This window comes from Deinococcus frigens DSM 12807, assembly GCF_000701425.1.
In the GTDB taxonomy this organism is placed as follows: domain Bacteria; phylum Deinococcota; class Deinococci; order Deinococcales; family Deinococcaceae; genus Deinococcus; species Deinococcus frigens.
In genome coordinates this window covers 23,706-45,786 of the sequence record NZ_JNIW01000007.1, presented here as the reverse complement: position 1 = coordinate 45,786, position 22,081 = coordinate 23,706, and the positions used below count along the sequence as shown (strand labels likewise).

Sequence of the window (22,081 nt, the reverse complement as noted above, 5' to 3'; positions counted from 1 at the left end):
ACGGCTCAGCGCGGCGGCAGATTCGCCAGCAGCGTCCGCGCCTGCTCGGCCACCTCGGCGTCCGACAGGACCACGTAGCGGTCGGCGCGCATGCCGCCAATAGAGGTAAAGTCGCGCCGCCCGCCGCTCAGGGCGTAGCCCACCAGGCCCCAGATCAGGCCAAAAACAGCGCCCAGCACCATGCCGTAAGCCACAGAGAACAGCAGGTTGCCGCCGCCCACGCCCAGCAAGCTGAAGATCAGGCCCACGAACAGACCGATAAACAGCCCCTGCCCGAAGCCCAGGCCCGCCGCGCGGCCCCAGTCCAGGCGGCCCGTGACCTGCTCGACGGTCTTGAGACCCTCACCGACAATCGCGGTGCGTTCTACCGGGAATTTCTGGTCGCTCAGGTAATCCACAGCGCGCTGGGCGTCCAGGTAGTTGGTGTAGGTGGCCACGTTGACACGGGCACTTTGATCGGGAATCAGGGCGGCGCGGGGATCGGGCTGGGTCATGGGGTCACGTCCTTTGCCACAGCTTAGGGCCCGGCCACAGCTCAGGGAACCACAGGACGGCGCGACTGAGGACCGCATCCAGGACAACTGATCTTCGCGCGTTTCCTGTCTTCGCGCGCACCCCGCCCGGCCTCACTGTCCCACCTCCACCACGATCCCCTCCTGCTCGCCCATGCGGACGATGTTGGCGAGGGTATGGATCGGGACGCCCAGATCGGCCAGGTTCTCGCGGCCCGCTTCAAACTGCTTTTCCACCACGCAGCCTAGGCCCAGCAACGTGGCCCCGCTGAGTTCGATCATGTCGGTCAGGGCGCGCAGCGTGCCGCCGGACGCCAGAAAGTCGTCAATGACGATCACGCGGTCACCTGGCCCCAGGAATTCGCTGCTGATGAACAGGTCCACGTTGCCGCCCTTGGTGCGGCTGACCGAGGACGCCGTGAAGGCCGGTTCCTTCATGGTCAGCGGCTTTTTCTTGCGGGCGTAGACCATCGGGACGTTCAGTTCCATCGCCGTGGAAATGGCCGGGGCAATCCCGCTGACCTCGATGGTCAGGACTTTAGTCGGCTCAAGGGGCGCGAACAGTTCCGCGAAGCGCACGCCCATTTCCCGCGTCAGCCCCGGCAGCAGTTGGTGGTTGACCAGCCCGTCCACCTTGAGAAAGCCGCCGGGCAGAATCACGCCCTGCTTACGAATCGCGTCCACCAGTGATTGCATGGGGGCGAGTGTAGCTGCCGGGTGAGCAGTGCGGCGCGGCGAGATTTAGACCAGACTGGGCCGCGTGCCCGCCCTGCCCGATCTGACCCCTGCCGACCTCGCCGCCTTCTCGCAAAAGTATGGGCTGAAGGGAACGCTGGAACGCCTGCCCAGCGTGGGCATCGTCAACCGGGTGTACCGCGCCGCGCGGAATGACAGGGAGGTGGTGCTGCGCGTTCCCCTGCCTGGAGACGACAGGGACGCCCTGACCGAGAGCGTGGCGGCCCCCGCCGCTTACCGTGCCGGAGTGCGGACGCCGGAACTGCTGGTCTTCGACGATGACCGGGGTGTGGTGGCCGCTCCTGTGACCGTGTATGCCTTTGCGCCGGGACGCAGTCTGGAGGGGTACGGCTGGGCCGAGGGCGATCCGCGTCTGTTGCGCGCCTACCGGGAGGCGGGGCGAGAGCTGGCGCGGCTGCATGCGGGGGTGCGGGAGGTGCCGGACCCGCACAGCAGGCTGCAAACCATCGCGCCGCCCAACCTGGTCCGCACCCTGACCCGCGTGACCGAGGGCAAAAAGCTGGGTCTAGCCGACGCCACCTGGGCCACCGAAACCGTCTCGCGCTTGCTGGAAGCTGCGCTGCCTCCGCCTCCGGTCTTCCTGCACAACGATCTGCACGCCGGGAACCTGATGGTCACAGAAGACGGCGCGGTTACAGCGCTGATCGACTGGGGCGACGCGGGCTGGGGCGATCCAGTGCTGGACCTGACCTATGCCGGGCCGCTGGCCGCCCCCGAACTGCTGCGCGGCTACCGCCAGGAGGCCAAACTGGACGACGGAGCCACCCTGCGCCTGCTCGCCTACCTGCTGTCCGACGCTGGCCGCCGCCTGGCCTACGTGCCCGAAGCCCACGAAACAGACCTGTGGTACACCCGCCCCGGCACCGCGCTGATGCAGCTTTTACGGGTGTCGGTGCAGTTTCCAGAATGGAGGGAGTGGCTGGGGGGTCAGGGCTGAGAGCCGCCGAACACGTACCGCACCTGAAGATCTCCGCTGGCCTGCCGAGCGGTCTGTATTTCGATCATCTGTCCGTCGCGGCTCAGGGTGGCGCGGGCGCTGCTGGCGCTGGGGAAGGTGCGTCTTCCCACGTCGAAGCCCTGCAACTGAAGCTGGTTGGTGGCAAAGGCCAGCGCGCTGCGCGCGTCCAGTCCCCTGGGCAGGCGGTAGGTCAGTACAGCGGTTCTGCTGTCTGCGTCGTAGCGCGCTCCCAGCACGCTGGCCCCCGCCGGAACGCCGACGCGCAGGCCCTGCCCTTCCTCCTGCAAGCTGGCGTTGCTCAGGCTGCCCGCATAGATGCCCCAGGACACCCCGGAAGTGGTGCCGCTCAGCACCGCCTCGCCCACGGCCCGCGCCGCGCCAGAGCCGGAAGACAGGGCCACAGCAGCGGCCAGCAGCACAGCTTTCCAGTTCACCGTTCACCGTTGGTCATGGGGATCATCCTAAACGCAAAAGGCTGCTCTTCCCCACGCATCAGCACAGGCGTCCCAGACTGAACTGCACCCGCCCCGCCTGTCCTGCCGCAAACCGCACCCGAGGGCCGTCGGGCGCGCAGCGGACGGGCCGCACATCACGCGGCGGAGCGGGGCGTGTGAGCAGGAATCTCAGCCTCCAACTCTCGCCCATAACGCGCAACGGACCCTGCCCAGTGCAACGCCTGCTCCACCTGCCCCCCTGGGGTAGGGGGCTGGGGGGTGGGGCAAACTGCCAAGGCTCCTGCTTAAAGCTCATTCACTTCCGGCTTGAATCCGACTTCCCGGATGTACCGCAGATACTCGTCCTCGCTCAGCGCTTCTTTCTTGCCGCTCAGGGCAACGAAGAAGGCCTCCAGCACGTTGGTGGCAAAGTTGCGGCTGCCCATGCGCGGCGTCGTGGTGATCAGCCGCGCCACCCCGCGCTCCTTCATCCATTCGCGGTCTGCCTCCGTGATCGTCTGCGTCAGGATGGTCTTGCCCGTTAAATCGCGCGGGGCATAGCGCTTGGCGTAATGCGTGTCCCCGGCGATCACATCGGCCCAGGCGTAATATTTGGTCCCCTTGCCCTCAATGCTGCTTTCCTGTTTTGCGCCCGTGGGGTAAAACCAGTCCTGCGGCAGCTTGGTAATAACCGGCAGCACCACTTTTGCCACGTTCCGCAGAGCGCCCAGCGAGCGCAGCGGGCGGTCAATCCCCAGCCCGAACACCACGTCCCCGAACACGATGTCCGCGCCGTGCTGTGCCAGGGCCTCGGCCATGCCGAAGCGGTCTACGGCGGACACCATCAGGACCTTCTGGGTGCGCCAGTTCAGCAGCGGGTCGAGCTGGGCAATCGCGTCGCGCTCCAGCGTGTTTTTCAGGCCGCTGCCGTCCAGCACGGGGGTTTGTTTGGCGTTCGCCACCAGTTTCTTGACGTTGTTGAACAGGTAGCGCTTGCCGTCCGCGATCACGTACAGGTCCGCGCCGCCCAGCCCGAAGGCGTCCACGCGTCCGTCCAGCGCCCCGAACAGCTCGGCGGCCTTTTTCGCGTCCGCGTCGGTGCCGATGCGCTCCAGGATGAACGGCTGGCCCAGCACCGTGACTTCCTCGCGGGCGTTGCGCTTGCTGCTGCCCAAGCTGACGCTCACCACATGCTTGTGGCCGGAGGGGGCCGGGGTCCAGCCGCTCAGGATGTCACTCATATGGAGAGCATTCTAGGCGCGAAAGGGGCGTCAGGCGTTACCCTGCCCCCATGAAGCGCAGCCTTCCCGAACTTCAGCATTCGCCGCAGCCGCTGGTGATGGTCACCGCCTACGACTACCCCGGCGGACGCCACGCCGAGGCCGCCGGGGTGGACCTGATCCTGGTAGGCGACAGCCTGGGCAACGTGGTGCTGGGCTACGACTCCACCGCTCCGGTCACGCTGGCCGACATGATCCACCACGCCCGCGCCGTGCGTCGGGGTGCGCCGGATACGTTTATGGTGGTTGACCTGCCCTTCGGCACGTACCACACCGGCGTGCAGGACGCCATGCGAAATGCCGTGCGCGTCATTCAGGAGACCGGCGCGGACGCCATCAAAATGGAGGGAGCCTCGCCCGAAATCCTGAGCGTGGTGCAAACGCTGACCCGCAACGGCATCCCCGTGATGGGCCACGTCGGGCTGATGCCCCAGACCGCCACCGCGCAGGGCGGCCTGAAGGTGCAGGGCAAGGACGACGCCAGCGCCCGCGCCACCCTGCAAGGCGCGCAGGCATTGGAGGAGGCCGGGGCCTTTGCCCTGGTGCTGGAAGTGATTCCCGCCCGCCTCGCCAAACTCATCAGCGAGAAACTGACCATTCCCACCATCGGGATCGGCGCGGGCGTGGGGTGCGGCGGACAGGTGCTGGTCACCCACGATCTGCTGGGCGTCTATGAGGGCGAGGAAAAGAAGATCGCCAGACGTTATGCCGAGGTGGGCCAGATTTCCCGCGAGGCCATCGAGCGCTACGCCGCCGAGGTCCGCGCCCGCGAATTCCCGGCCAAGGACAACAGCTTCGTGATGAAGGACGAGGTGCTGGACAAGCTGTACTGAGCGGGTCTGATACGGACTCCGATTGAAAGGTGTTGGGAACACCTGGAAATCCGAGCGAAGCGAGCAGAAGAAAAATGGGTTCCGGACGTGAAGTGGATGAGTCGGCGCTTTCCCGACTCATGCACGAAACAAACGGAATCCGTATGACTATTCCCCGCTGCCCCGGTACGCCCGCCGCAACACCTCGGCCACTTCCGGGCGGGTGAATTCGGGCGGCAGCTTCTCGCCCGCGCGCAGCTTCTCGCGGACCCGTGTGCCGCTGAGGACCAGATGGTGCGCCGAGCCGTGCGGGCAGGTGCGCGGGCTGACCAGTTGGGCGCAGGACTGGCAGTAGAACGTGTGTTCGAACTTCAGGATGCGGATGCCCAGTTCTTCGGCGCTAAAGGCGTTGAAAATCTCCTGGGCGTCATAGGTGCCGTAGTAGCTGCCCACCCCCGCGTGATCGCGCCCCACGATGAAATGGGTGGCCCCGTAGTTGCGCCGCGACAGCGCGTGCGTGATCGCCTCGCGCGGCCCGGCGTAGCGCATGGCGGCGGGGTACACGCTCAGCAGGGTGCGGGCCTGTGGGTAATAGCGGTCCAGCAGCACCTCGTAAGCCTCCACGCGCACGTCGGCGGGAACGTCGTCCCCCTTGGTGGTGCCCACCAGCGGGTGCAGCAGCAGGCCGTCTACCAGTTCCAGCGCTACTTTGTGCAGGTACTCGTGCGCCCGGTGAATGGGGTTGCGGGTCTGGAAGGCGACGGTGGTGCGCCAGCCGCGCGCCTCGATCACGGCGCGGACCTCGGCGGGGGTACGGTGGTGCTGGGGAAAGGCCCCGCGCGGCACCTCGAACAGCGTGACCGGCCCGGCCAGATTGATCTCGCCCTGCGCGTACAGCGCCGCCACGCCGGGATGGGCGACCTCCTCGGTGCGGTAGACCTCGCGGGCCTCCCACAGTTTGCGGGCCTCAAATTGCTCCTGCACGTCGATCAAGCCCACCGCCGCGCCGTCACGGGTCAGGACCACGCGGCCCCGCAGGTCACGGGCCTCGGCGCGGTCCACGGGCAACGTGATGGGCAGGCTCCAGGGTGTGCCGTCCGAGAGGCGCAGGTGTTCAATAACGTGCAGGTAGTCGGCCTCGCCCAGAAAGCCGGTCAGCGGCGAATATGCGCCCGTCGCCAGCAGTTCCAGATCGGCGGCGCTGCGTTCGGACAGTTCCAGACGGGGCAGGCCCCGAAGTTCGGCTTCTGAGACACGGTCCACCTGATGAATCAGCGTACCGCCCAGCGGTGTGGGCAGGGTGGTAACGGGATGCGGCAGGGTAGGCATGGGGGTTCTCCTGAATGAACGAGAAGTAGATAAAAAGACTCAACTATTAGAGGTAAGAAAGATCAGAGCTTGCCATTTCCGGTCCACAGCCCGCATTCGGTCTTGCCCTGCCCGGCCCAGCGTCCGGCGCGGGCGTCCTCGCCGGGGCGCACGGCGCGGGTGCAGGGCCAGCACCCCACCGAGAGGAAACCGTCGGCGTATAGCGGATTGACGGGCAAATCGTGTTCGGCGGCGTGGGCTTCCAGCTCGGCGCGGGTCCACTGGGCCAGCGGATTGATCTTGATTCTTGCGCCGCCTTCCTCGACAAAAGGAATCTGGGCGCGGGTGGCGGCCTGATCGCGGCTGCGGGCGTTCAGCAGCGCCGACGGATTCCGGTGGCGCAGGTAGTCCTGGAGCGGCGCAACCTTGCGGGCCGCGCAGCAGGCGTCGGGGTCTGCCGCGTACAGTTCCGGTGGCGTCTGCCCGTCCTGCGCCGAAGCGCCCGCGTTCAGCGTCACGAACTCCAGTTGCGGGTAGCGCGCTGCCAGCCGGTCACGGGTCTGGAGCGTTTCGGGAAAATGGTAACCCGTGTCCACAAAAACCACCTGGCCCCGGTAGCCCGCCCGCACCGCCAGATCGATCAGCACGACGCCGTTCAGGTTGAAGGCGCTGGGCATCAGCAGCTCGGGGTGGGTCTGGATGGCCCAGGCCAGGAGGTCAGAAGTCTGCTGGGTCTTTTGCTCCCTCCCTCCTGGTGGGGCGGGGCGGGGGAAGGGGGGCAGTTCAGCAGCGAACCCGCTCGACTGCTCCCAGGTCATCCCTTTCCCAGCGCCAGCAGCAACTTCCGCACCCCTTCTTCCACGCTGAGCTGATCGGTTTGCAGGTGCAGGTCCGGCGTTTCGGGAGCCTCGTAGGGGTCGCTGACGCCCGTGAAATGCTGAATCTCGCCAAGGGTGGCTTTCAGGTACAGCCCCTTCACGTCGCGTGCCGTGACCACCTCTAACGGCGCGTCCACGAAGACTTCCAGCGTGCCCGGCAGGTCCGCCAGCACCTCGCGGCGGGTGTCGGCATACGGGCTGATGGCGCTGACCAGCACCGTGACGCCGTGTTTGGCGAGCAGCCCGGCCACGAAGGCAATCCGCCGGACATTGGTATCGCGGTCCAGGCGCGAGAAGCCCAGGCCCTTGCTCAGGTTCTCGCGCACCGCGTCGCCGTCCAGCAGTTCCACCGCCCCTCCGCGCGCCGTTAACTCGGTGTGCAGCGCGGCGGCCAGCGTACTCTTGCCCGCTCCGCTGAGGCCGGTGAACCACACCACGCGGCCCGCCCCCACGTCATGCCCTGTGTCCTGCCCCGTGTCATGACGCTGCACTTCCTCAGCGACAGGGCTGCGCTCCAGCGTAGCGGTCATGCGCCCACCAGTTCCTTTTGCCCGGCCAGCACGGTGTCGGCCAGTGCGGTGTCAGCCAGCACCGCATCCGGCAGGAAGTGTTCGTTGCCCCGGCGGTCCGCGTATTCCACGAAGCTCTCGCCCTCTGATTTGTTGGCCTTGAAATCCGTCAGCACTTTATCGGTGTACTCGGTCAGGCGGACGGCGGGAACGATGCCCTTCAGCTTGGCCCCCGTCCGCTGCGCCTGCCCGATGCTGCCCGCCAGGTGGACGTTATAGACCTCTTCCTCTCCACGCAGCGCGCCCATGAAACCCAGATCGGCCACCTGATAGCGGGTGCAGGCGTTCGAGCAGCCAGTCAGGTTGATCACGAACGGCACGTCCAGATCGCTGTGACGGGGTTCCAGCGTGTCGATCATGCCCGCCACCCGCGCCTTGGTCTCGGTGTGGGCCAGGCGGCAGAACTGCGTGCCGGTGCAGGCGATGGTGGTGCCGCGCAGCGTCGCCTTGGGCGCGAGGTCCAGCGTTTCCAGCTCGGCCACCAGCGCGTCCACATCCTCCGTTTTCACATGCGGGATCATCATGTTCTGAAAGGCGGTGGTCCGCACCACGCCCTTGCCGAAGCGTTCGGCCAACTGCGCCAGCGCCCGCGCCTTGGCCGGGTCAATGCGCCCGACGGTGGTGGTCAGGACCACGTAATTCAGGCCGTCGTGCTGCGGGTTGACGCCCAGCACGTCGCTGCCGCCGAAGCGGGCCACTGGGGCGGGGGGGCCGTCCCGCAACTTGCGGCCCAGGTACTCGGTTTCCACGATCTCGCGGAACCGCTCCACGCCCAGGTCCTTGATCAGGTACTTCAGGCGGGCCTTCTTGCGGTTGACGCGGTAGCCGTGATCGCGGTACGCCCCGGCAATCGCGCGGCCCACCTCCACCACTTCGTCGGGGCAGATAAAGACGCCCAGCCTCTTGGACAGGTGCGCCACCGCGCCCAGGCCGCCGCCCACCCACACGTCGAAGCCGATCTCGCCCTCGACCTCGTGGGCCAGGAAGCCGATGTCGTTGATCAGGTGGATGCCCTCCAGTTCGGGGGTGGCGGTCAGGCTGATCTTGAATTTGCGGGGCAGGTCTTCAAAATCATTGTTGCCGCTCAGGGTGCCTTCCATCGCCAGGGCAAGCGGGCGCACGTCGATGCGTTCGCGGGCGTCCAGCCCGGCCAGCGGCGAGGCGATCACGGCGCGCACGGTGTCGCCGCACGAGCCGCGCGTGTGCAGCCCCACGGTGTCCAGCCGCTCCAGAATCGCCGGAATGTCCTGGATTCGCAGCCAGTGGAACTGGAACGCCTGCCGGTCCGTCACGTCCAACAGGCCGCGCCCGTAGTCCTCGGCAATGCCCGCCACCACGCGCAGGGCGGCGCTGCTCAGCTCGGCGGTGGGCACCTTGACGCGCATCATCAGAAAGCCGTCCTCGGTGGGGCGCTGCGGGTAGACGCCCGCCCATTTCAGCAGATCAATTTTCTCCGGGTCAATCGCTCCGGCGGCGGCGTACTGCGGGATCAGGTCGAAGATCTGGAAGGGCGGCAGCTCTTTTTTCAGGGTTTCGATGTCGGACATTTGAAGACCTCGGTGGTGGGAGAGATGAACGATTCAGCGGCTCAGGACGGCGTAGCGCAGACGGCGGTACTGGAAATACATCAGGCAACCCACGCAGATGCGCTGGCTCAGGTTCAGGCCCGCCAGCGCGATGACCAGCAATCCCAGCCCCAGCCCCAGCAGCGGCAGCCCGGCCAGCCCGCTCAGGCCGGAGGCCAGCAGGAACACGCCGCCCACGCCCTGCGCGAAGTGGTGGGCGCGCGGGTCCTCGTCGACGACTTCGGGCCGCAGGCCCAGCCGCCGCCCGAACATTCGGTAGGCCGCCCGCAACGGCGACAGCTCCGGGCGCACGGCTCCCAGCAGCATGGCCGCCCCCAACAGCAGCGCCAGGGCGAAAAGGCCGGCGATCAGCGCCAGCAGCGTGACGCCGATCACCGTGAACTGGTTGAACTTCAGCGCGCTGAGGTCCGTCTGGCCGGGGGTGGATGGAGCGCGGGCGGGGGCAGAGGCAATCATTGACCAGAAAGGTAATCTTTTATTGATGACAAAACAAGTCAACTATTCAGGAGTGGGCTAGACGGGTGGGGGTTCGGGCACCGGGAGGACTGGGGTAGGGATCGTGCGTTTGCCGTCACACCTGGCCAAAAACCGCACCAATGAACCCGTCAGCTCCGCCCGTGCCAGCAACGACGCCGTTCAGGCCGAACAGAGCAGTTCCCAGCGGGGCGTGACCGAAAGCATTCAGGCCAAAAGCATCCAGACCCTGGTCCCGCCTAATCCAGCCCCTCATTGCCGGGTGCGCGCTTCATCAGCAGTTCGCGCAGCAGCTTCGAGGCGTGGCGCGAGCGCTGGAACTCCTGCCGGCAGCGGGCGGCCTGCTCGTGGCGCTGATCCTTCTCGGCCTGCTGGCACAGTTGCTCCAGCAGCAGCACCTCCTCTTCGAGGGCGCGTGCCGCCGACCACAGCGCTTCCTCGGCGGTCCGGCGCAGGCCGCTGAGCAGGTGGGCCTGGGTAAAGGCGTGGCCGGTGTGGCAGCGGTAGCGGATCAGCGTTCCTTCCCGGAGGCGCACCAGCACGCCGTGGCACTCGGGGCAGGTCAGCGGCGTCAGCGGTTCGCGCTCCAGCAGGGCCAGGGGCAGGCCGCCCGTCCCTGCCGCGACCTGCACTTCCAGCTTCAGGCGGTCCAGATCGAGAAAGGGGTCCAGCCGCCGGCCCAGCTTGCCCGGGGCCGCTGGCTGGGGCGGGCGGCTGACCTGCTCCTGCGCCCAGGCCGCCAGCCACCCGGCAATGGCGTCAGCGGGCAGGATGTCGTCGATTTCCACCTGTTGCAGCGCGCTCAGGAGCAGCGAACTGTATTCGGCGTCGTCGGGGTGCTGCACGATGGCCTGGCCGCCCAGTTGCCGAATGGTCCACAGCCCCGAGACGCCGTCGTTGAGCAGCCCCGAGAGCAGCACGCCCGCGACCTGCCTGTGGCGCGCGGAGGCCGCCGAGCGGAACAGCACGTCAATGCTGGGCCGCGACTGGTTCTCGCGTGGCCCGCGCGTGAGCCGCAGCGCGTCCCCGTCCAGCATCAGGTGGTGGTCCGGCGGGGCCACGTAGATGCGCCCCACTACAGGGGTCTGGCCGTCCACCGCAAAGGCGCAGGGCAGCGGTCCGGCCCGGTCCAGCACCCCGGCAGCACGCTGGGAGAACCGCGCAGCAGGTGCAGCGCCACCAGCACCACCCCCGGAAAGTCGCCGGGCAGCCCCTGGGCGATCTTCAGCAGCGCCGGAAGTGCCCCGGCAGAGCCGCCGATCACCACCACCGGCCCGTGGGTACGTTCCGGCGTCTGCGCGTCCGGGGCGCTCCGGAGCCGTGTGCTGGCTGTGCTGGCTGTTCGTGGGTCAGCGGGAGTCAAGGGCAGTCCTTTGCCCGAACGTCGGGTCTACGGGGCGGCGGGCCAGGGTAAACCCTGGGAGCGCGCGACCGCTGTGCTTCGGCTGGCCGCGCGGCCTCTGGCTGTGCCCCAACATAGTCCCTCTCTCCGGCAGCGTGCGTGCGCCGCAGCGTGCAGGGATGTGGGAGAAGTGGGCGGGCCGGGCGCTAGACTCCGGTGCCAGGTGCTCCCCGCCGCATGCCGAGGCTGTCTCCTTCCTCTTTCCGTATGCAGAGGCCCAATGTGATGGACAATCCTCAGAATACCGGCGAACAGCTTTCCGAGCTGGTCGCCGAGGAACAGACCAGCACAGAGCAGCGCTCTGACCAATCTGCCCTCAGTCCGGCGATGTCCAGTCACCCGGCGAATCTTCCGCAGAATTGCTGCTCCAGAACGGAGCGCAGCCGCAGGACCGCCCGCTGGTGGTGGTGGGTATCGGCGGCTCGGCGGGGGCGCTGGACGGCTACGAGCGTTTCTTTCTGAGCCTGCCGGTCGACAGCGGCATGGCCTACGTGGTGGTGCCGCACCTGGACCCCCGGCACCGGGGCCTGATGCCCGAGATCCTGCAACGCTGCACCAGCATGCCGGTGGTGCAGGTGGAGGACGGCGTGCGCGTGCAACCGGACCACGTGTACGTGATTCCGCCGGGCCACAGCCTGTCGATCATGAACGGCGTGCTGCTCCTGGAGGACCTGGAACTGGCGGGGGCCGGGTGATCGACAGCTTCTTCGAGGCGCTGGCGCGCGATCAGGGCGAGAACGCGGTGGGCGTGATCCTGTCGGGCATGGGCAGCGACGGCACGCGCGGTATCCAGGCCATCAAGGAGGGGTTCGGGCTGGCGCTGGTGCAGGACCCCGCCTCGGCGGAGTACCCGTCGATGCCGCGCAGCGCGGTGGCCACCCAACTGGCCAACGACGTGCTGCCCGCCGAGGACCTCGCGCCGCGCCTGCACAGCTTCGTGACCCGCACCCGCAGCATGCACGCACAGGACTTTCTGGGCGAGGACGGGCGGCCCAGCGCGCCGCTGCAAAAGATCCTGCGGCTGGTGCGGGTGCGGACCGGGCATGACTTCACGCGCTACAAGCGCAGCACGCTGGTCAGGCGCATCGACCGCCGCATGAAGGCCCACCGCACCGAGGACATCTCCGATTACCTGCGCCTGTTGCAGGGCAGCAAGGACGAGCTGGACGCGCTGTTCCGCGACTTCACCATCAACGTGACCAGTTTCTTCCGGGACGTGGACGCCTTCGACGCCCTCAAGGAACAGCTCCGGCGCGCCGTGCTGAACCACACGCAGGACCTGGACAACCTGCGGGTGTGGGTGGCGGGCTGCTCCACCGGCGAGGAAGCCTACTCGGTGGCCATCGTGCTGCGCGAGCTGGCCGAGGAACTCAGCGAGGACCGCACCTTCAAGGTGCAGCTCTTTGCCACCGACATCGACAAGGAGGCGCTGGACCGGGCGCGCTACGGCCTGTACCCGCGCGACATCTCCTACGTGGTGTCTCCGGCCCGGCTGGAACGCTATTTCCAGCTCCACCAGGGCGGCTATCAGGTGCGCCCGGAGATCCGCAACATGGTGGTCTTTGCCCAGCACAACACCTTCGGCGATCCGCCGTTCACCCGGCTGGACCTGCTGTGCTGCCGCAACATGCTGATCTACCTGAGCGCCGAGTTACAGGCCCAGATCATGTCGGTGTTCCAGTACGCCCTGCGCCCCGGCGGGCTGCTGTTCCTGGGGGCCAGCGAGACGGCTGGAACCGAGCGCGACGCCTTTCACACGCTGGACGCCCGCTGGAAGATCTACGGGCGCGGCGACGGCCCGCCTGCACCATTGACGCTGGAGCATTCGCTTGGGGCGGGCGGCGCGGGGCGCGAGGCGGGCTGGAGAACCCTTCCGGCCCAGCACGCGCCCCGCTCCAGCACGCTGATTCAGCAGGCGCAGACGGCGCTGCTGGCCCACTACGCGCCGCCCTCGGTGGTGATCGACCCGTCGGGCGAGATCCTGCTGGTCAACGGTCCCACCGGGCAGTACCTGGAACTGCCGCTGGGCAAGACCCTGACCAACGCCTTCGAGATGGTGCGTGACGGTCTGCGCTATGAACTGCCCGCCGCCGTCGAGCAGGCGCTGGCCGAGGGAGGTGAGGTGGTGCGCCCGCACCTGCGGGTGGACACTGGCCTGCGGACGCGGATGATCGATCTGATCGTGCGCCCGTTGCCGGGAGCGCAGCCGCACCTGCTGATGCTGTTCCGCGAGCACGGCGGCGAGGGCGAGGGGCCGCCGCCCGAGAAGACGGACCATGTGCGGCTGCTGGAGCGCGAACTCCAGCGCAATCGCGAGAGCTTGCAGGCCAACATCGAGGACATGGCGGTGTCCGTCGAGGAACTCAGGAGCACCAACGAGGAACTCCAGACCAGCAACGAGGAGTTGCAGAGCAGCAACGAGGAACTGACCACCTCTAAAGAGGAGTTGCAGTCCCTGAACGAGGAACTGATCACCATCAATGCCGAACACCAGCACGTCATCTACGAGCTGGCGCAGGCCAACAACGACATGAAGAACCTGCTGGACAGCGCGGGCATCGCCACCGTGTTCCTGGGCAACGACCTGACCATCAAGCGCTTCACGCGGGTCATCAACCTGATGGCGGTGGACCTGGGGCGGCCCATCACCGACATCAGCGCGAATCTGCGCTACGAGCACCTGACCCGCGACATCAGCCGGGTGCTGGAGACGCTGGACACGATAGAAATTCAGGTGCAGACCCACGGCGGCCAGTGGTATCTGATGAGGATCAGCCCCTACCGCACCGCCGACAACTTCATCGACGGCGTGGAGGTGGCCTTTACCAACGTGGACGTGATCAAGGGTATGGAGCGGCAACTGCGCGACTCGTTGACCTACGCCGAGGGCGTGCTGAACAGCCTGCAAGATCCGCTGCTGGTGCTGGACGCGGGGGCGCGGGTGGTCTCGGCCAACCGTTCCTTCCACCATCTGCTTCAGCTCGACGCCCAGCAGGTGAATGGCGCGGACCTGTACGCCCTGGCCCACGGCGTCTTCGATCAGCCCGAACTGCGCGCCCGCCTGAGCGAGGTCATGACCGGCGGGCAGGCCCTGAGCAATTTTGTGATCGATCTGGACGCGCCGCAGCAGGGCACACGCAAGATGAAGGCCGAGGCCAACCCGGTCTTCGATCAGGACGGCCAGCACGCCCTGACGCTGTTCAAGATGGAAGACGTGACCGAGCTGCTGCGCCGCGCCGCCGAGGACGGCGAGGACATCAGCGGCTAGGGCTGGAGGGTGTCCCGCCCGCTGGGCAAAAAATCACTGTCCTGAGCAGGCGGCGAGATGCCGGTCTGCCCCCTCTTCTCGCCTGGGCAATGGGGCAATTCGGCAGCGGACCCGTCCAGCACAGAGATTTAGAGCATCTGTCCAGACTACAGCATCGGAAAAAAGGACAACCGATGCTGCCATCCTCTCCTGCGGAGCTATGCCAGTCCCACATACCCGGCAACATTCACTCACGGTCCTGGGCAGAACAGACGGTTGTCATGAATAGACGCCCATGAGGCCGCTGCTCCTCCCCATGTGGACGCTGGCCCACCCGTTCGGTCAACAGACGAGCAACCCTTTTAACACATGCTCCGACCTCTGCTCAGTGCGGTCCCGCATCCTCTTTGGGCAGGGCCAGCCAGAAGCAACTGCCCTGGCCGTCCCCGCCCTCGGCCCAGACGCGGCCCCCTGACGCAGGGCTGCGCGGCGCACGCGGGCCAGGCCGATGCCCAGGCCGGAAAACTCGCGCTCGCTGTGCAGGCGCTGAAAGACGCCGAACAGGCGCTGTTGCTGGTGGGGATTGAAGCCCACGCCGTTGTCGCGCACGCCGATCAGGTACTCGCCCGGGTTCTCGCGGGCCAGGACGGTGATCTCGCTGTGCCCCCGGCCCGCGCTGAACTTGACGGCGTTGTCCAGTAGGGCGGCGAAGATCTCCTTGAGGGTCTGGGGATCGCCGGTCACGGTGGGCAGCGGGTCCTGTCGCCAGACCACCTCGCGGCCCTGGAGCTGGGGCTGCAAGTCACGTTTCACCTCCTCCAGCACACGCTCCAGACTCACGTTCATCTTTCTGGAGAGCGGGCGACCGCTGCGGAAGTAATCGGCCAGCGCCGACACCAGCGCGTTCATGCGGTCTGCGCTGCCCAGCATCTCCTGAAGGTAATAGCGGGTTTGTGGATCGCCCTCTTGAACGGCGGGAGCCGCGCCGTCCGGCAGCTTGCGGCGGCGCAGCAGTTCGGCCAGGCTGCTGAACTGCCGCAGCGGGGTCTGGAGGTGTTGGGTCACGGCCTGCACGAAGGCTTCCAGCTCGTCGCTCAGCTTGCGGATGCGGGCGGTGCGGTCCTGCACGCGCTGTTCCAGGGTCGCGTTCAGCTCGGTCACGTCCTGCTGCGCCCGCTTGAGCGCCGAGATGTCGGTCACGGCGGCGCGCAGGTACGGCGAACCCCTGCCCGCCTCGGCCACCGCGTCGAGCTGAATGTGCGTCCCGCCGCCCGGCAGCGCCAGCGTCAACTCGGTCTGGCACGGCCCACCGCTGGCAAAGGCCCGGCGCAGCAGCAGGGCGAAGGGCACGCTGCTGGCCTCGTCCAGGTACGCCGAGAAGCGCTGGCGCAGCAGTGTGCCCCGCTCGGCCCCCAGAAGCTGGCACCCGGCCCGGTTGACCTCCAGCATCCTGCCGTCCTCGCTGAGGGTGAAGTAGCCCACCGGCGTCAGGTCGTACAGATCGCGGTAGACGTCGCGCATCCGCCCCAGCTCGGCGTTGTTGCGCTGCAACTCCTCCATTTGCAGGGACAGCTCGATCTGGTGGACTTGCAGTTCGTGCTGCTGGAGCTGGTAATCCAGGGCCAGCGTTCCGGCGTCGGTCGGCGGCGTGCTGGCGGCGAAGCGCCTGGCCACCTGACCCTCGGCCTGCGTTCTCAGGGCGGCAGGTGTGGATACGGGCGATGTGGGGCGGCCTTCATCGAAGGGCATGGGCGGTCTCCTCGTGCCGGGCGCTTAACCAGGCTGGTGTTGAGAGGGTGGCGTTTGTCCGTGATTCGGGGCGGGGGCGGTGCGCCACGCCTTCCACGGTCAATGCCTCAGCCGCCGGGGCAGCCAGGTTGCAAGGGGAGCGGTTTAGCCACGATAGCAATTCAGGACGCAGTGTTGGGTAACAACTGTTCCGGTTGCCGGTTCAGGCTCAGGTCCAGTCGCCAGCTCAGGGTGCCAGTTCCGGTTGCCGGTTCAGGCGTGGTCCGCCCCCCTGGGCAGGCCGGGGCATTACACTCTGAGCCGTGAAGACGCACAACGTACAGGTCGGCGACGTCAGCCGCGAGTTGCCCATCGTGGAGGTCGCGCCCGGCGTCAATGTGGCGCTGTTCAACATGCTGGGCGACACCGAGGTCACCGAGGCCGCCGGCAAGGCGCTGGCCCGGCTGCTGCCAGGGGACATCGACGTGCTGGTCACGCCGGAAGTCAAGGCGCTGTCGCTGGCGCATGTGATCAGCCGCGAGACGGGCAAACCGTACATCGTGATCCGCAAGACCCAGAAACCGTACATGGTGGACCCGGTGGCGCGCGAGGTGGTCAGCATTACCACCGGCATTCCGCAACTGCTGGTGCTGGACGGCTTCGACGTGCCCAAGGTCAAGGGCCGCCGGGTCGCCATCGTGGACGACGTGGTGTCCAGCGGCGGCACCCTGCACTCGCTGCGCCAGATCATCGACGAGGTGGGCGGCGAGGTGGCCGCCGTGCTGGCCGTCTTTACCGAGGGCGAGGAGCGAAGTGAGGTCACGGCGCTGGGGCACCTGCCGCTGTTTCCCGGCTCCTGATCCTGTGTTTCTCAGCGCCTGATCCTGTTGGGCTTGAGCCGGGCACACGGGCCGGCCTGAATGCGGCGGCGGGCTAAGCTGGGGCCATGACCCAGGCCAGACCGGAAGTGACCGTGAAGATCGGCGGCGTGACCCGCATCCTGCCCAGTGCGCGGGCGGGCAGCATGGGCCGCGTGCCGCTGGTGGAATTTATCGGCGACAGCGAATTTACCAAGGCGGTGGCCGAGGAGATGCTGGTGATGATCCCCGGGGGCACCGAGGTGCTGCTGACGGTGGTGACCAACGCCCTGCCGCTGGCCCACGAGCTGAGCCACCTGAGCGGCCTGCCCTACGAGTGCGTGCGAAAAAAGCGCCGCCCCTACATGCAGGACCCGATCATCCAGGATGCCCCCAGCATGACCCTGGGCGTGGCCGAGACCTTCTGGCTGGACAGCCCGCACGCCGCCCGCCTCAAGGGCAAAAAGGTGGCCATCGTGCAGGACGTGATCTCCAGCGGCGGCACCGCCCAGACCCTGGCGCGCATCGCCGAACGCGCGGGCGGCACAGTGACCGGCTACCTGGCCGCCTTTCGCCAGGGCGAGAGTGCCCTGAGTCTGCCCTTCAAGTACCTGGAAAAGCTGCCCGCCCACATCTGAAACTGATTCCGGTTGAATCGGTTGCGAGACTGGTTCATTCAGGCGGCTGCGAGAAGCAGCGAGGCGTGTTCGGGGCCTGGAGTTCACGGACCGGCGCTTTCCTGGCCCGTGAACGAAACAGACGGGGTCCGTCTGACACGGCCCTCACCGCTTCGCCGCCTCACCTCTGGTATAGGCCCGGTAGCCGCTGGGCGTCAATCCCACCGCTCCCTTGAAGGCGCGGGCGAAGGCGCTGTGGTCAAAGTAGCCGCAGTCCACGGCGATCTGCGCCACCGAGAGATGTGACCCGGCCAGCAGACGGGTGGCCGCCTCGATGCGGGTGCGGGTCAGCAGTTGCGTGGGCGTCAGGCCGTACACGCGCCTGATCTGCCGCTCGAAGGTGGTCACGCTCAGGCGGGCGGCGCGGGCCAGTTCCGGCACGGTCAGCGGCGCGGCGTACCCGCTTTCGATGCGGGCGGCGGCGGCGGCCAGCCCGAAAGCCTGCGGACGCGGCAGATGCAGGTCACGCGACAGGCCCAGCAGTCCGGCGGGGGCGTCCGGCTCGCCCAGAAGCCGTTTGGTGGTCAGGCACCAGCCCGCCGCGCCCCCCGGATACAGGTGCAGTTCCAGATGCTCGGTCAGGCGTTGCCCCGCCAGCACCGCCGCGTCCTGCCGGGAGTAGGCGCTTCCCAGCGACGCCGGAAAGACCTCGCTGGCCTGCAAGCCCGCCACGCTGGCCCGGCCCAGCCGTTCCAGCAGGGTGCGGTTGGCGTACAGATAGCGCCCCTGTGCGTCTTTCACAAAAGCCACGGTGTCCGGCAGGTAGTCCAGCACGTCCAGCAGCGCGTTCAGTCCCAGCCGCCGAATGGCCTCTGGTAAATCCTTAACTTCTTTCCGGGGCGGCGGCGACACCCCGAATTGTGCCGGATTCGGCGCGGTGGCTGCTGAAGATGTCCAAGACAACTGGCCCCCCGGTGGCGTAGCGTGGGGTATGTCGCCCGCTCCCTCGTTCGTCTCCGGGGTCACGCACCGCCTCCCCTTCGTGGATTCACATTCGGCAGGCGAGCCGACGCGCGTGGTGCTGGGCGGCTTTCCCGAGTTGCCGGGCGAGACGCTGGCGCAGCAGCGGAGAGCTTTGAGCCGCGACTTTGACCGCTGGCGCACTCTGGTCAACCTGGAGCCGCGCGGCAACGAGGTGCTGGTGGGCGCGCTGCTGCTGCCGCCGAAAGCCCCGGACTGCGTGGCGGGCGTCATCTACTTCAACAACGCCGGGCCGCTGGGCATGTGCGGCCACGGCACCATGGGCCTGGTGTCCACGCTGGCGTATCTGGGGCGCATCGGCCCCGGCGAACACCGCATCGATACCCCGGTGGGCGTGGTCACGGCCACCCTGCACGACGATGGCCGCGTCAGCGTGGCGAACGTTCCCGCCTACCGTCACCTTCAGAATGTATCGGTAACGGTGAAAGGGCTGGGCGAGGTGCGCGGCGACGTGGCCTGGGGCGGCAACTGGTTTTTTCTGGTGGAGGTGGGGGACAGGCGGCTCGGCCTGGACGACATCGCCCAACTGAGTGACGAGACCCTGCGAATCCGCCGCGCGCTGAAGGCGGCGGGCGTCACGGGCGCGGGCGGCGCGGAGATCGACCACATCGAACTGTCCAGCACTATGCAAGATAAGAATGGGGGCGGCGTCCACCGCAATTTCGTGATGTGTCCCGGCGGCGCGTATGACCGCAGCCCCTGCGGCACGGGAACCAGCGCCAAGCTGGCCTGTCTGGCGGCGGACGGCAAATTGCAACCCGGCCAGGTCTGGCGGCAGGAAAGCGTGATCGGCAGCGTGTTTGAGGGGCAGTATTCCTGGCAGGGCGGTCAGGTGCATCCGGTCATCACCGGGCGGGCGTTTATCACGGTGCAGGGCGAATTGATCGTGCAGCCGGGCGATCCCTTCGCCTGGGGCATCGGCGTGGCGGCGGAATGAAGGCCCTCGTGATCGGCGGCGGGCTGGTGGGCGCGGCCTGTGCGGACGCCCTGGCCCGGCACAGCGCTTTGAATGGGCAGCGCGTGCGGGTCACGGTGCTGGAGCCGGGGCCGGTGGGCGGCGGCGCGACGGCGGCGGGCATGGGCCATCTGGTGGTCATGGACGACAGCCCCGCGCAACTGGCCCTGACCGCCCGTAGCCTGCACCTGTGGGAGGCGCTGGCCCCGGCGCTGCCCAGACAGGCCGACTACCACGGCTGCGGCACGCTGTGGGTGGCCAGCGACGACGGGGAGCTGGCCGCCGTGGAGCCAAAACGCCGGGCGTATCTGGCGGCGGGCCGCGAGGCCACCTGGCTGGACGCCGCCGAGCTGGCCCGCGCCGAACCGAATCTGCGCCCCGGACTGGCCGGAGCCTTGCGCGTTCCCGGCGACAGCGTGGTGTATGCCCCGGTGGTGGCCCAGTTCCTGCTGGAGCGGGCGGGCGCGGCGGTGCGGCGCGGGGCAGTAACGGAACTGCGAGACGGCGGCGTGCGGCTGGCCAGTGGCGAAACCCTGCGCGCTGACCTGGTGGTGGTGGCAAATGGCATCGGGGCGGTGTCCCTGCTGCCCGACTTGCCCCTCCGTCAGCGCAAGGGCCATCTGCTGATCACCGAACGCGGTCCCGTGCACGTCCGCCACCAACTCGTGGAACTCGGCTACCTGAAAAGCGCCCACGGCGGCGACGAGGACAGCGTGGCCTTCAACGTCCAGCCGCGTCCCACCGGACAATTGCTGATCGGCTCCAGCCGCCAGTTTGAGCAACCAGACCGCGAAATAGACTGGCTCCTGCTGCGGCGAATGCTGCGCCGCGCCGCCGAATTTCTGCCTGCTCTGGAGCAAATCGCCGCTCTGAGAATCTGGACCGGGCAACGCTGCGCCACCCCGGACCACCTGCCGCTGATCGGGCCACATCCTGAGCTGGACGGCGTGTTCCTCGCCACCGGGCATGAGGGGCTGGGCATCACCACGGCGCTGGGAACGGCGGAACTGCTCTCGGCGCAGGTGTTTGGAACGCCGTCTGGACTGCTGCAATACGACTTCACCCCCGCCCGCTTTGACCGCGTGCCGGAACCCGCCCATGCCTGAGCTGACGCTGGAAGGCGTGCGGGCCACGGTCCCGCCCGGAACCACCGTGCTGGCCGCCCTCCAGAACGCCGGCCTCTCGCCGCTGCGCCACAGCCTGAGCGGCGGGGCGCGCGGGGCGCTGTGCGGCATGGGAAGCTGTTATGAATGCCGCGCGGTGGTGGATGGACTGACGGTGCGGAGCTGCCTGACGCCCGTGCGGGAGGGCCAGGACGTGTGGCGGCTGGAGGTGAACTGTGACGGCTGAATGGGAGGCTGTGGTGGTGGGCGCTGGCCCCGCTGGACTGATGGCCGCGTTGACGGCGGCGCAGGGCGGCCTGCGCGTGCTGTTGCTGGACGCCCAGCCAGCAGCGGGCGGCCAGATCTGGCGTGGCGCGGCGGCGGGGCAGCGGGGGAAGGCGGGCGAGTTGCTGCGCGGGGTGGCCTCCCATGCTGGAATTACCGTACTGAGCGGCGCGGAGGTCATCGCGGCAGAGGCGGGCGGGCAGTCCCACACGCTGACCGTGAGCGCTGAGGCTGGCCTGAGCCACATTCACGCCGCCCGCGTCATTCTCGCCACCGGGGCCACCGAGCGTTTTCTTCCCTTTGACGGCTGGACGCTGCCCGGCGTCGTCGGTGCGGGTGGGTTGCAGGCCATGAGCAAGGGCGGCCTGGACCTGCGCGGCGTGCGGGTGGTGGTGGCGGGGTCCGGGCCGTTGCTGCTGGCCGTGGCGGCGGGACTGCGGCAAAAGGGCGCGCGGGTGCTGGCGGTGGCGGAACAGGCGGGTTTGCCGGGCGTGGCTGCGTTCGGTGTGGCGGCGGCGCGGCTCCCCGGCAAGGCGCGTGAGGCGCTGGAGCTGGCCGCCGGATTGCGGGGCATTCCCTACTGGACGGACGCGGCCCTGGTGCGGGCGAATGGCGATGGGCAGCTCCAGAGCGTCACCCTGCGGCGTGGACGGCGCGAGATCACGCTCGCTTGCGACTTTCTGGCAGTGGGCTTCGGCCTGGTCCCGGAAACCCGCGTGGCGGCGCTGCTGGGCTGCCCGGTCACCGATGCGGGCGCGGTGAATGTCAACGCCTGGCAGGCGACGGGCGTTTCAGGCATTTACGCTGCCGGGGAGGTCTGCGGCATCGGCGGCGTGGACGGCGCGTTGCTAGAAGGCCTGGTGGCCGGATGCGCTGCCAGCGGTCAGATCGAGCGTTTGCACGACAGCCCGCGCCGGGCCGAGACTCAGCGGCGCTTCCAAGCCACGCTGGAACGCTCGTTCGCCCTGCGCCCGGACCGTCTCCCCTCGCCCTCGCCCGCAACCATCGTCTGCCGCTGCGAGGATGTGCGGCACGGGCAGTTGCAGGGCTTCACGAACTGGACCGCCGCCAAGCTCCAGACCCGCTGTGGCATGGGCGCGTGCCAGGGCCGGGTGTGTGGCCCCGCCTGCCAAACCCTGTACGGCTGGCGCTTCGGGGGCGTCCGCGCCCCGCTCGCGCCGCTGCCGCTGTCACAACTGCTGGCCGAACCGAATACCCTCAGTCCGCCGTAAAAGCTGACAATAGAGAAGCCCTCAGACCCTTAGACTTTTAGCCCTCT

23 protein-coding genes are annotated in these 22,081 nt (G+C 67.9%); 10 read left to right on the top strand and 13 right to left on the bottom strand.

Annotated features, from left to right (window positions below; all coding sequences use genetic code 11):
- Positions 1 to 5: 5 nt before the first annotated feature.
- Both Q322_RS0104050 and xpt read right to left on the bottom strand, forming a co-directional pair.
- Positions 6 to 494: a YflT domain-containing protein gene (locus tag Q322_RS0104050; protein ID WP_029476188.1), complete on the bottom strand. Its 489-nt coding sequence runs from the start codon at positions 492 to 494 to the stop codon at positions 6 to 8.
- A gap of 132 nt (positions 495 to 626) precedes the next feature.
- On the bottom strand, positions 627 to 1,208 hold the full coding sequence (xpt, locus tag Q322_RS0104045; protein WP_029476185.1) for a xanthine phosphoribosyltransferase: 582 nt from the start codon (positions 1,206 to 1,208) through the stop codon (positions 627 to 629).
- 64 nt (positions 1,209 to 1,272) lie between these two features.
- Here xpt and Q322_RS0104040 point away from each other — a divergent pair, with 64 nt between their 5' ends.
- Positions 1,273 to 2,205 (top strand): phosphotransferase family protein, encoded by a 933-nt coding sequence (locus tag Q322_RS0104040; RefSeq protein WP_029476183.1) that lies wholly within the window; start codon positions 1,273 to 1,275, stop codon positions 2,203 to 2,205.
- Here the strand turns inward: Q322_RS0104040 and Q322_RS0104035 are convergent.
- Both Q322_RS0104035 and Q322_RS0104030 read right to left on the bottom strand, forming a co-directional pair.
- Positions 2,196 to 2,660 carry a hypothetical protein gene (locus tag Q322_RS0104035; RefSeq protein WP_156952873.1) on the bottom strand — a complete coding sequence of 155 codons (465 nt, stop codon included), beginning with the start codon at positions 2,658 to 2,660 and terminating at the stop codon, positions 2,196 to 2,198. The genes Q322_RS0104040 and Q322_RS0104035 overlap by 10 nt on opposite strands.
- Positions 2,661 to 2,965: 305 nt before the next feature.
- A complete protein-coding gene (locus tag Q322_RS0104030; RefSeq protein WP_029476178.1) occupies positions 2,966 to 3,901 on the bottom strand; it encodes a hypothetical protein in 936 nt (311 codons plus the stop codon).
- A 50-nt stretch (positions 3,902 to 3,951) separates the two neighbouring features.
- Between Q322_RS0104030 and panB the strand changes: the two genes are divergently transcribed.
- Positions 3,952 to 4,773: a 3-methyl-2-oxobutanoate hydroxymethyltransferase gene (panB, locus tag Q322_RS0104025; RefSeq protein ID WP_029476176.1), complete on the top strand. Its 822-nt coding sequence runs from the start codon at positions 3,952 to 3,954 to the stop codon at positions 4,771 to 4,773.
- A 147-nt stretch (positions 4,774 to 4,920) separates the two neighbouring features.
- On the opposite strand, the gene sat is transcribed toward panB, so the two are convergent.
- The 7 genes from sat to Q322_RS24895 all read right to left on the bottom strand — a co-directional run bounded on the left by sat (position 4,921) and on the right by Q322_RS24895 (position 10,930).
- Entirely contained in the window at positions 4,921 to 6,081 is a 1,161-nt protein-coding gene (gene sat / locus Q322_RS0104020) for a sulfate adenylyltransferase (protein ID WP_029476175.1), read from the bottom strand.
- A 62-nt stretch (positions 6,082 to 6,143) separates the two neighbouring features.
- On the bottom strand, positions 6,144 to 6,878 hold the full coding sequence (locus Q322_RS0104015; RefSeq protein WP_084147778.1) for a phosphoadenylyl-sulfate reductase: 735 nt from the start codon (positions 6,876 to 6,878) through the stop codon (positions 6,144 to 6,146).
- On the bottom strand, positions 6,875 to 7,468 hold the full coding sequence (gene cysC / locus Q322_RS0104010; RefSeq protein WP_084147777.1) for an adenylyl-sulfate kinase: 594 nt from the start codon (positions 7,466 to 7,468) through the stop codon (positions 6,875 to 6,877). Before cysC ends, Q322_RS0104015 begins: the two co-directional genes overlap by 4 nt.
- The gene (locus Q322_RS0104005) at positions 7,465 to 9,054 is read right to left on the bottom strand and encodes a nitrite/sulfite reductase (protein WP_029476169.1); all 1,590 of its coding nucleotides are present in this window, start codon (positions 9,052 to 9,054) and stop codon (positions 7,465 to 7,467) included. The genes cysC and Q322_RS0104005 overlap by 4 nt, the downstream gene beginning before the upstream one ends.
- 33 nt (positions 9,055 to 9,087) lie before the next feature.
- Positions 9,088 to 9,549: a DUF4395 family protein gene (locus Q322_RS0104000; protein ID WP_029476166.1), complete on the bottom strand. Its 462-nt coding sequence runs from the start codon at positions 9,547 to 9,549 to the stop codon at positions 9,088 to 9,090.
- A gap of 257 nt (positions 9,550 to 9,806) precedes the next feature.
- Positions 9,807 to 10,703, bottom strand: a complete 897-nt coding sequence (locus Q322_RS20580; RefSeq protein ID WP_084147776.1) for a chemotaxis protein CheB — start codon at positions 10,701 to 10,703, stop codon at positions 9,807 to 9,809.
- Positions 10,643 to 10,930 (bottom strand): chemotaxis protein CheB, encoded by a 288-nt coding sequence (locus Q322_RS24895; protein ID WP_162176579.1) that lies wholly within the window; start codon positions 10,928 to 10,930, stop codon positions 10,643 to 10,645. Before Q322_RS24895 ends, Q322_RS20580 begins: the two co-directional genes overlap by 61 nt.
- 398 nt (positions 10,931 to 11,328) lie before the next feature.
- On the opposite strand from Q322_RS24895, the gene Q322_RS24750 reads away from it, so the two are divergent.
- On the top strand, positions 11,329 to 11,664 hold the full coding sequence (locus Q322_RS24750; RefSeq protein ID WP_051668148.1) for a chemotaxis protein CheB: 336 nt from the start codon (positions 11,329 to 11,331) through the stop codon (positions 11,662 to 11,664).
- Positions 11,661 to 14,237 carry a CheR family methyltransferase gene (locus tag Q322_RS20575; RefSeq protein WP_051668146.1) on the top strand — a complete coding sequence of 859 codons (2,577 nt, stop codon included), beginning with the start codon at positions 11,661 to 11,663 and terminating at the stop codon, positions 14,235 to 14,237. The genes Q322_RS24750 and Q322_RS20575 overlap by 4 nt, the downstream gene beginning before the upstream one ends.
- 321 nt (positions 14,238 to 14,558) lie before the next feature.
- On the opposite strand, the gene Q322_RS0103985 is transcribed toward Q322_RS20575, so the two are convergent.
- A complete protein-coding gene (locus Q322_RS0103985) occupies positions 14,559 to 15,965 on the bottom strand; it encodes a sensor histidine kinase (protein ID WP_029476164.1) in 1,407 nt (468 codons plus the stop codon).
- 302 nt (positions 15,966 to 16,267) lie between these two features.
- On the opposite strand from Q322_RS0103985, the gene Q322_RS0103980 reads away from it, so the two are divergent.
- A complete protein-coding gene (locus Q322_RS0103980) occupies positions 16,268 to 16,804 on the top strand; it encodes a phosphoribosyltransferase family protein (protein WP_029476162.1) in 537 nt (178 codons plus the stop codon).
- Between the two features lie 86 nt (positions 16,805 to 16,890).
- Entirely contained in the window at positions 16,891 to 17,439 is a 549-nt protein-coding gene (locus Q322_RS0103975) for a type I phosphoribosyltransferase (protein ID WP_029476159.1), read from the top strand.
- Positions 17,440 to 17,583: 144 nt separating this feature from the next.
- Here Q322_RS0103975 and Q322_RS0103970 read toward each other — a convergent pair whose 3' ends face one another.
- Positions 17,584 to 18,330 carry an AraC family transcriptional regulator gene (locus Q322_RS0103970; protein ID WP_051668144.1) on the bottom strand — a complete coding sequence of 249 codons (747 nt, stop codon included), beginning with the start codon at positions 18,328 to 18,330 and terminating at the stop codon, positions 17,584 to 17,586.
- Positions 18,331 to 18,409: 79 nt separating this feature from the next.
- Between Q322_RS0103970 and Q322_RS0103965 the strand changes: the two genes are divergently transcribed.
- Genes Q322_RS0103965 through Q322_RS0103950 form a run of 4 tightly spaced genes read left to right on the top strand, consistent with a single transcriptional unit; the run spans position 18,410 to position 22,034 of the window.
- Entirely contained in the window at positions 18,410 to 19,396 is a 987-nt protein-coding gene (locus Q322_RS0103965) for a proline racemase family protein (protein WP_051668142.1), read from the top strand.
- The gene (locus Q322_RS0103960) at positions 19,393 to 20,520 is read left to right on the top strand and encodes an NAD(P)/FAD-dependent oxidoreductase (RefSeq protein WP_029476154.1); all 1,128 of its coding nucleotides are present in this window, start codon (positions 19,393 to 19,395) and stop codon (positions 20,518 to 20,520) included. The genes Q322_RS0103965 and Q322_RS0103960 overlap by 4 nt, the downstream gene beginning before the upstream one ends.
- Entirely contained in the window at positions 20,513 to 20,764 is a 252-nt protein-coding gene (locus Q322_RS0103955) for a (2Fe-2S)-binding protein (protein ID WP_029476152.1), read from the top strand. Before Q322_RS0103960 ends, Q322_RS0103955 begins: the two co-directional genes overlap by 8 nt.
- Positions 20,754 to 22,034, top strand: a complete 1,281-nt coding sequence (locus tag Q322_RS0103950; RefSeq protein ID WP_029476151.1) for an FAD-dependent oxidoreductase — start codon at positions 20,754 to 20,756, stop codon at positions 22,032 to 22,034. Before Q322_RS0103955 ends, Q322_RS0103950 begins: the two co-directional genes overlap by 11 nt.
- Positions 22,035 to 22,081: the final 47 nt, after the last annotated feature.

What these genes read in the sequence shown, in the direction of transcription:
- Q322_RS0104015 (WP_084147778.1), bottom strand. Translation starts at nt 6,878, where the DNA reads ATGACCTGGGAGCAGTCGAGCGGGTTCGCTGCTGAACTGCCCCCCTTC.
- sat (WP_029476175.1), bottom strand. Translation starts at nt 6,081, where the DNA reads ATGCCTACCCTGCCGCATCCCGTTACCACCCTGCCCACACCGCTGGGC.
- Q322_RS0103965 (WP_051668142.1), top strand. Translation starts at nt 18,410, where the DNA reads ATGTCGCCCGCTCCCTCGTTCGTCTCCGGGGTCACGCACCGCCTCCCC.
- Q322_RS0103955 (WP_029476152.1), top strand. Translation starts at nt 20,513, where the DNA reads ATGCCTGAGCTGACGCTGGAAGGCGTGCGGGCCACGGTCCCGCCCGGA.
- panB (WP_029476176.1), top strand. Translation starts at nt 3,952, where the DNA reads ATGAAGCGCAGCCTTCCCGAACTTCAGCATTCGCCGCAGCCGCTGGTG.
- Q322_RS0104050 (WP_029476188.1), bottom strand. Translation starts at nt 494, where the DNA reads ATGACCCAGCCCGATCCCCGCGCCGCCCTGATTCCCGATCAAAGTGCC.
- Q322_RS0104030 (WP_029476178.1), bottom strand. Translation starts at nt 3,901, where the DNA reads ATGAGTGACATCCTGAGCGGCTGGACCCCGGCCCCCTCCGGCCACAAG.
- Q322_RS0104005 (WP_029476169.1), bottom strand. Translation starts at nt 9,054, where the DNA reads ATGTCCGACATCGAAACCCTGAAAAAAGAGCTGCCGCCCTTCCAGATC.
- Q322_RS0103960 (WP_029476154.1), top strand. Translation starts at nt 19,393, where the DNA reads ATGAAGGCCCTCGTGATCGGCGGCGGGCTGGTGGGCGCGGCCTGTGCG.
- Q322_RS0103985 (WP_029476164.1), bottom strand. Translation starts at nt 15,965, where the DNA reads ATGCCCTTCGATGAAGGCCGCCCCACATCGCCCGTATCCACACCTGCC.
- cysC (WP_084147777.1), bottom strand. Translation starts at nt 7,468, where the DNA reads ATGACCGCTACGCTGGAGCGCAGCCCTGTCGCTGAGGAAGTGCAGCGT.
- Q322_RS0103975 (WP_029476159.1), top strand. Translation starts at nt 16,891, where the DNA reads ATGACCCAGGCCAGACCGGAAGTGACCGTGAAGATCGGCGGCGTGACC.
- Q322_RS0104000 (WP_029476166.1), bottom strand. Translation starts at nt 9,549, where the DNA reads ATGATTGCCTCTGCCCCCGCCCGCGCTCCATCCACCCCCGGCCAGACG.
- xpt (WP_029476185.1), bottom strand. Translation starts at nt 1,208, where the DNA reads ATGCAATCACTGGTGGACGCGATTCGTAAGCAGGGCGTGATTCTGCCC.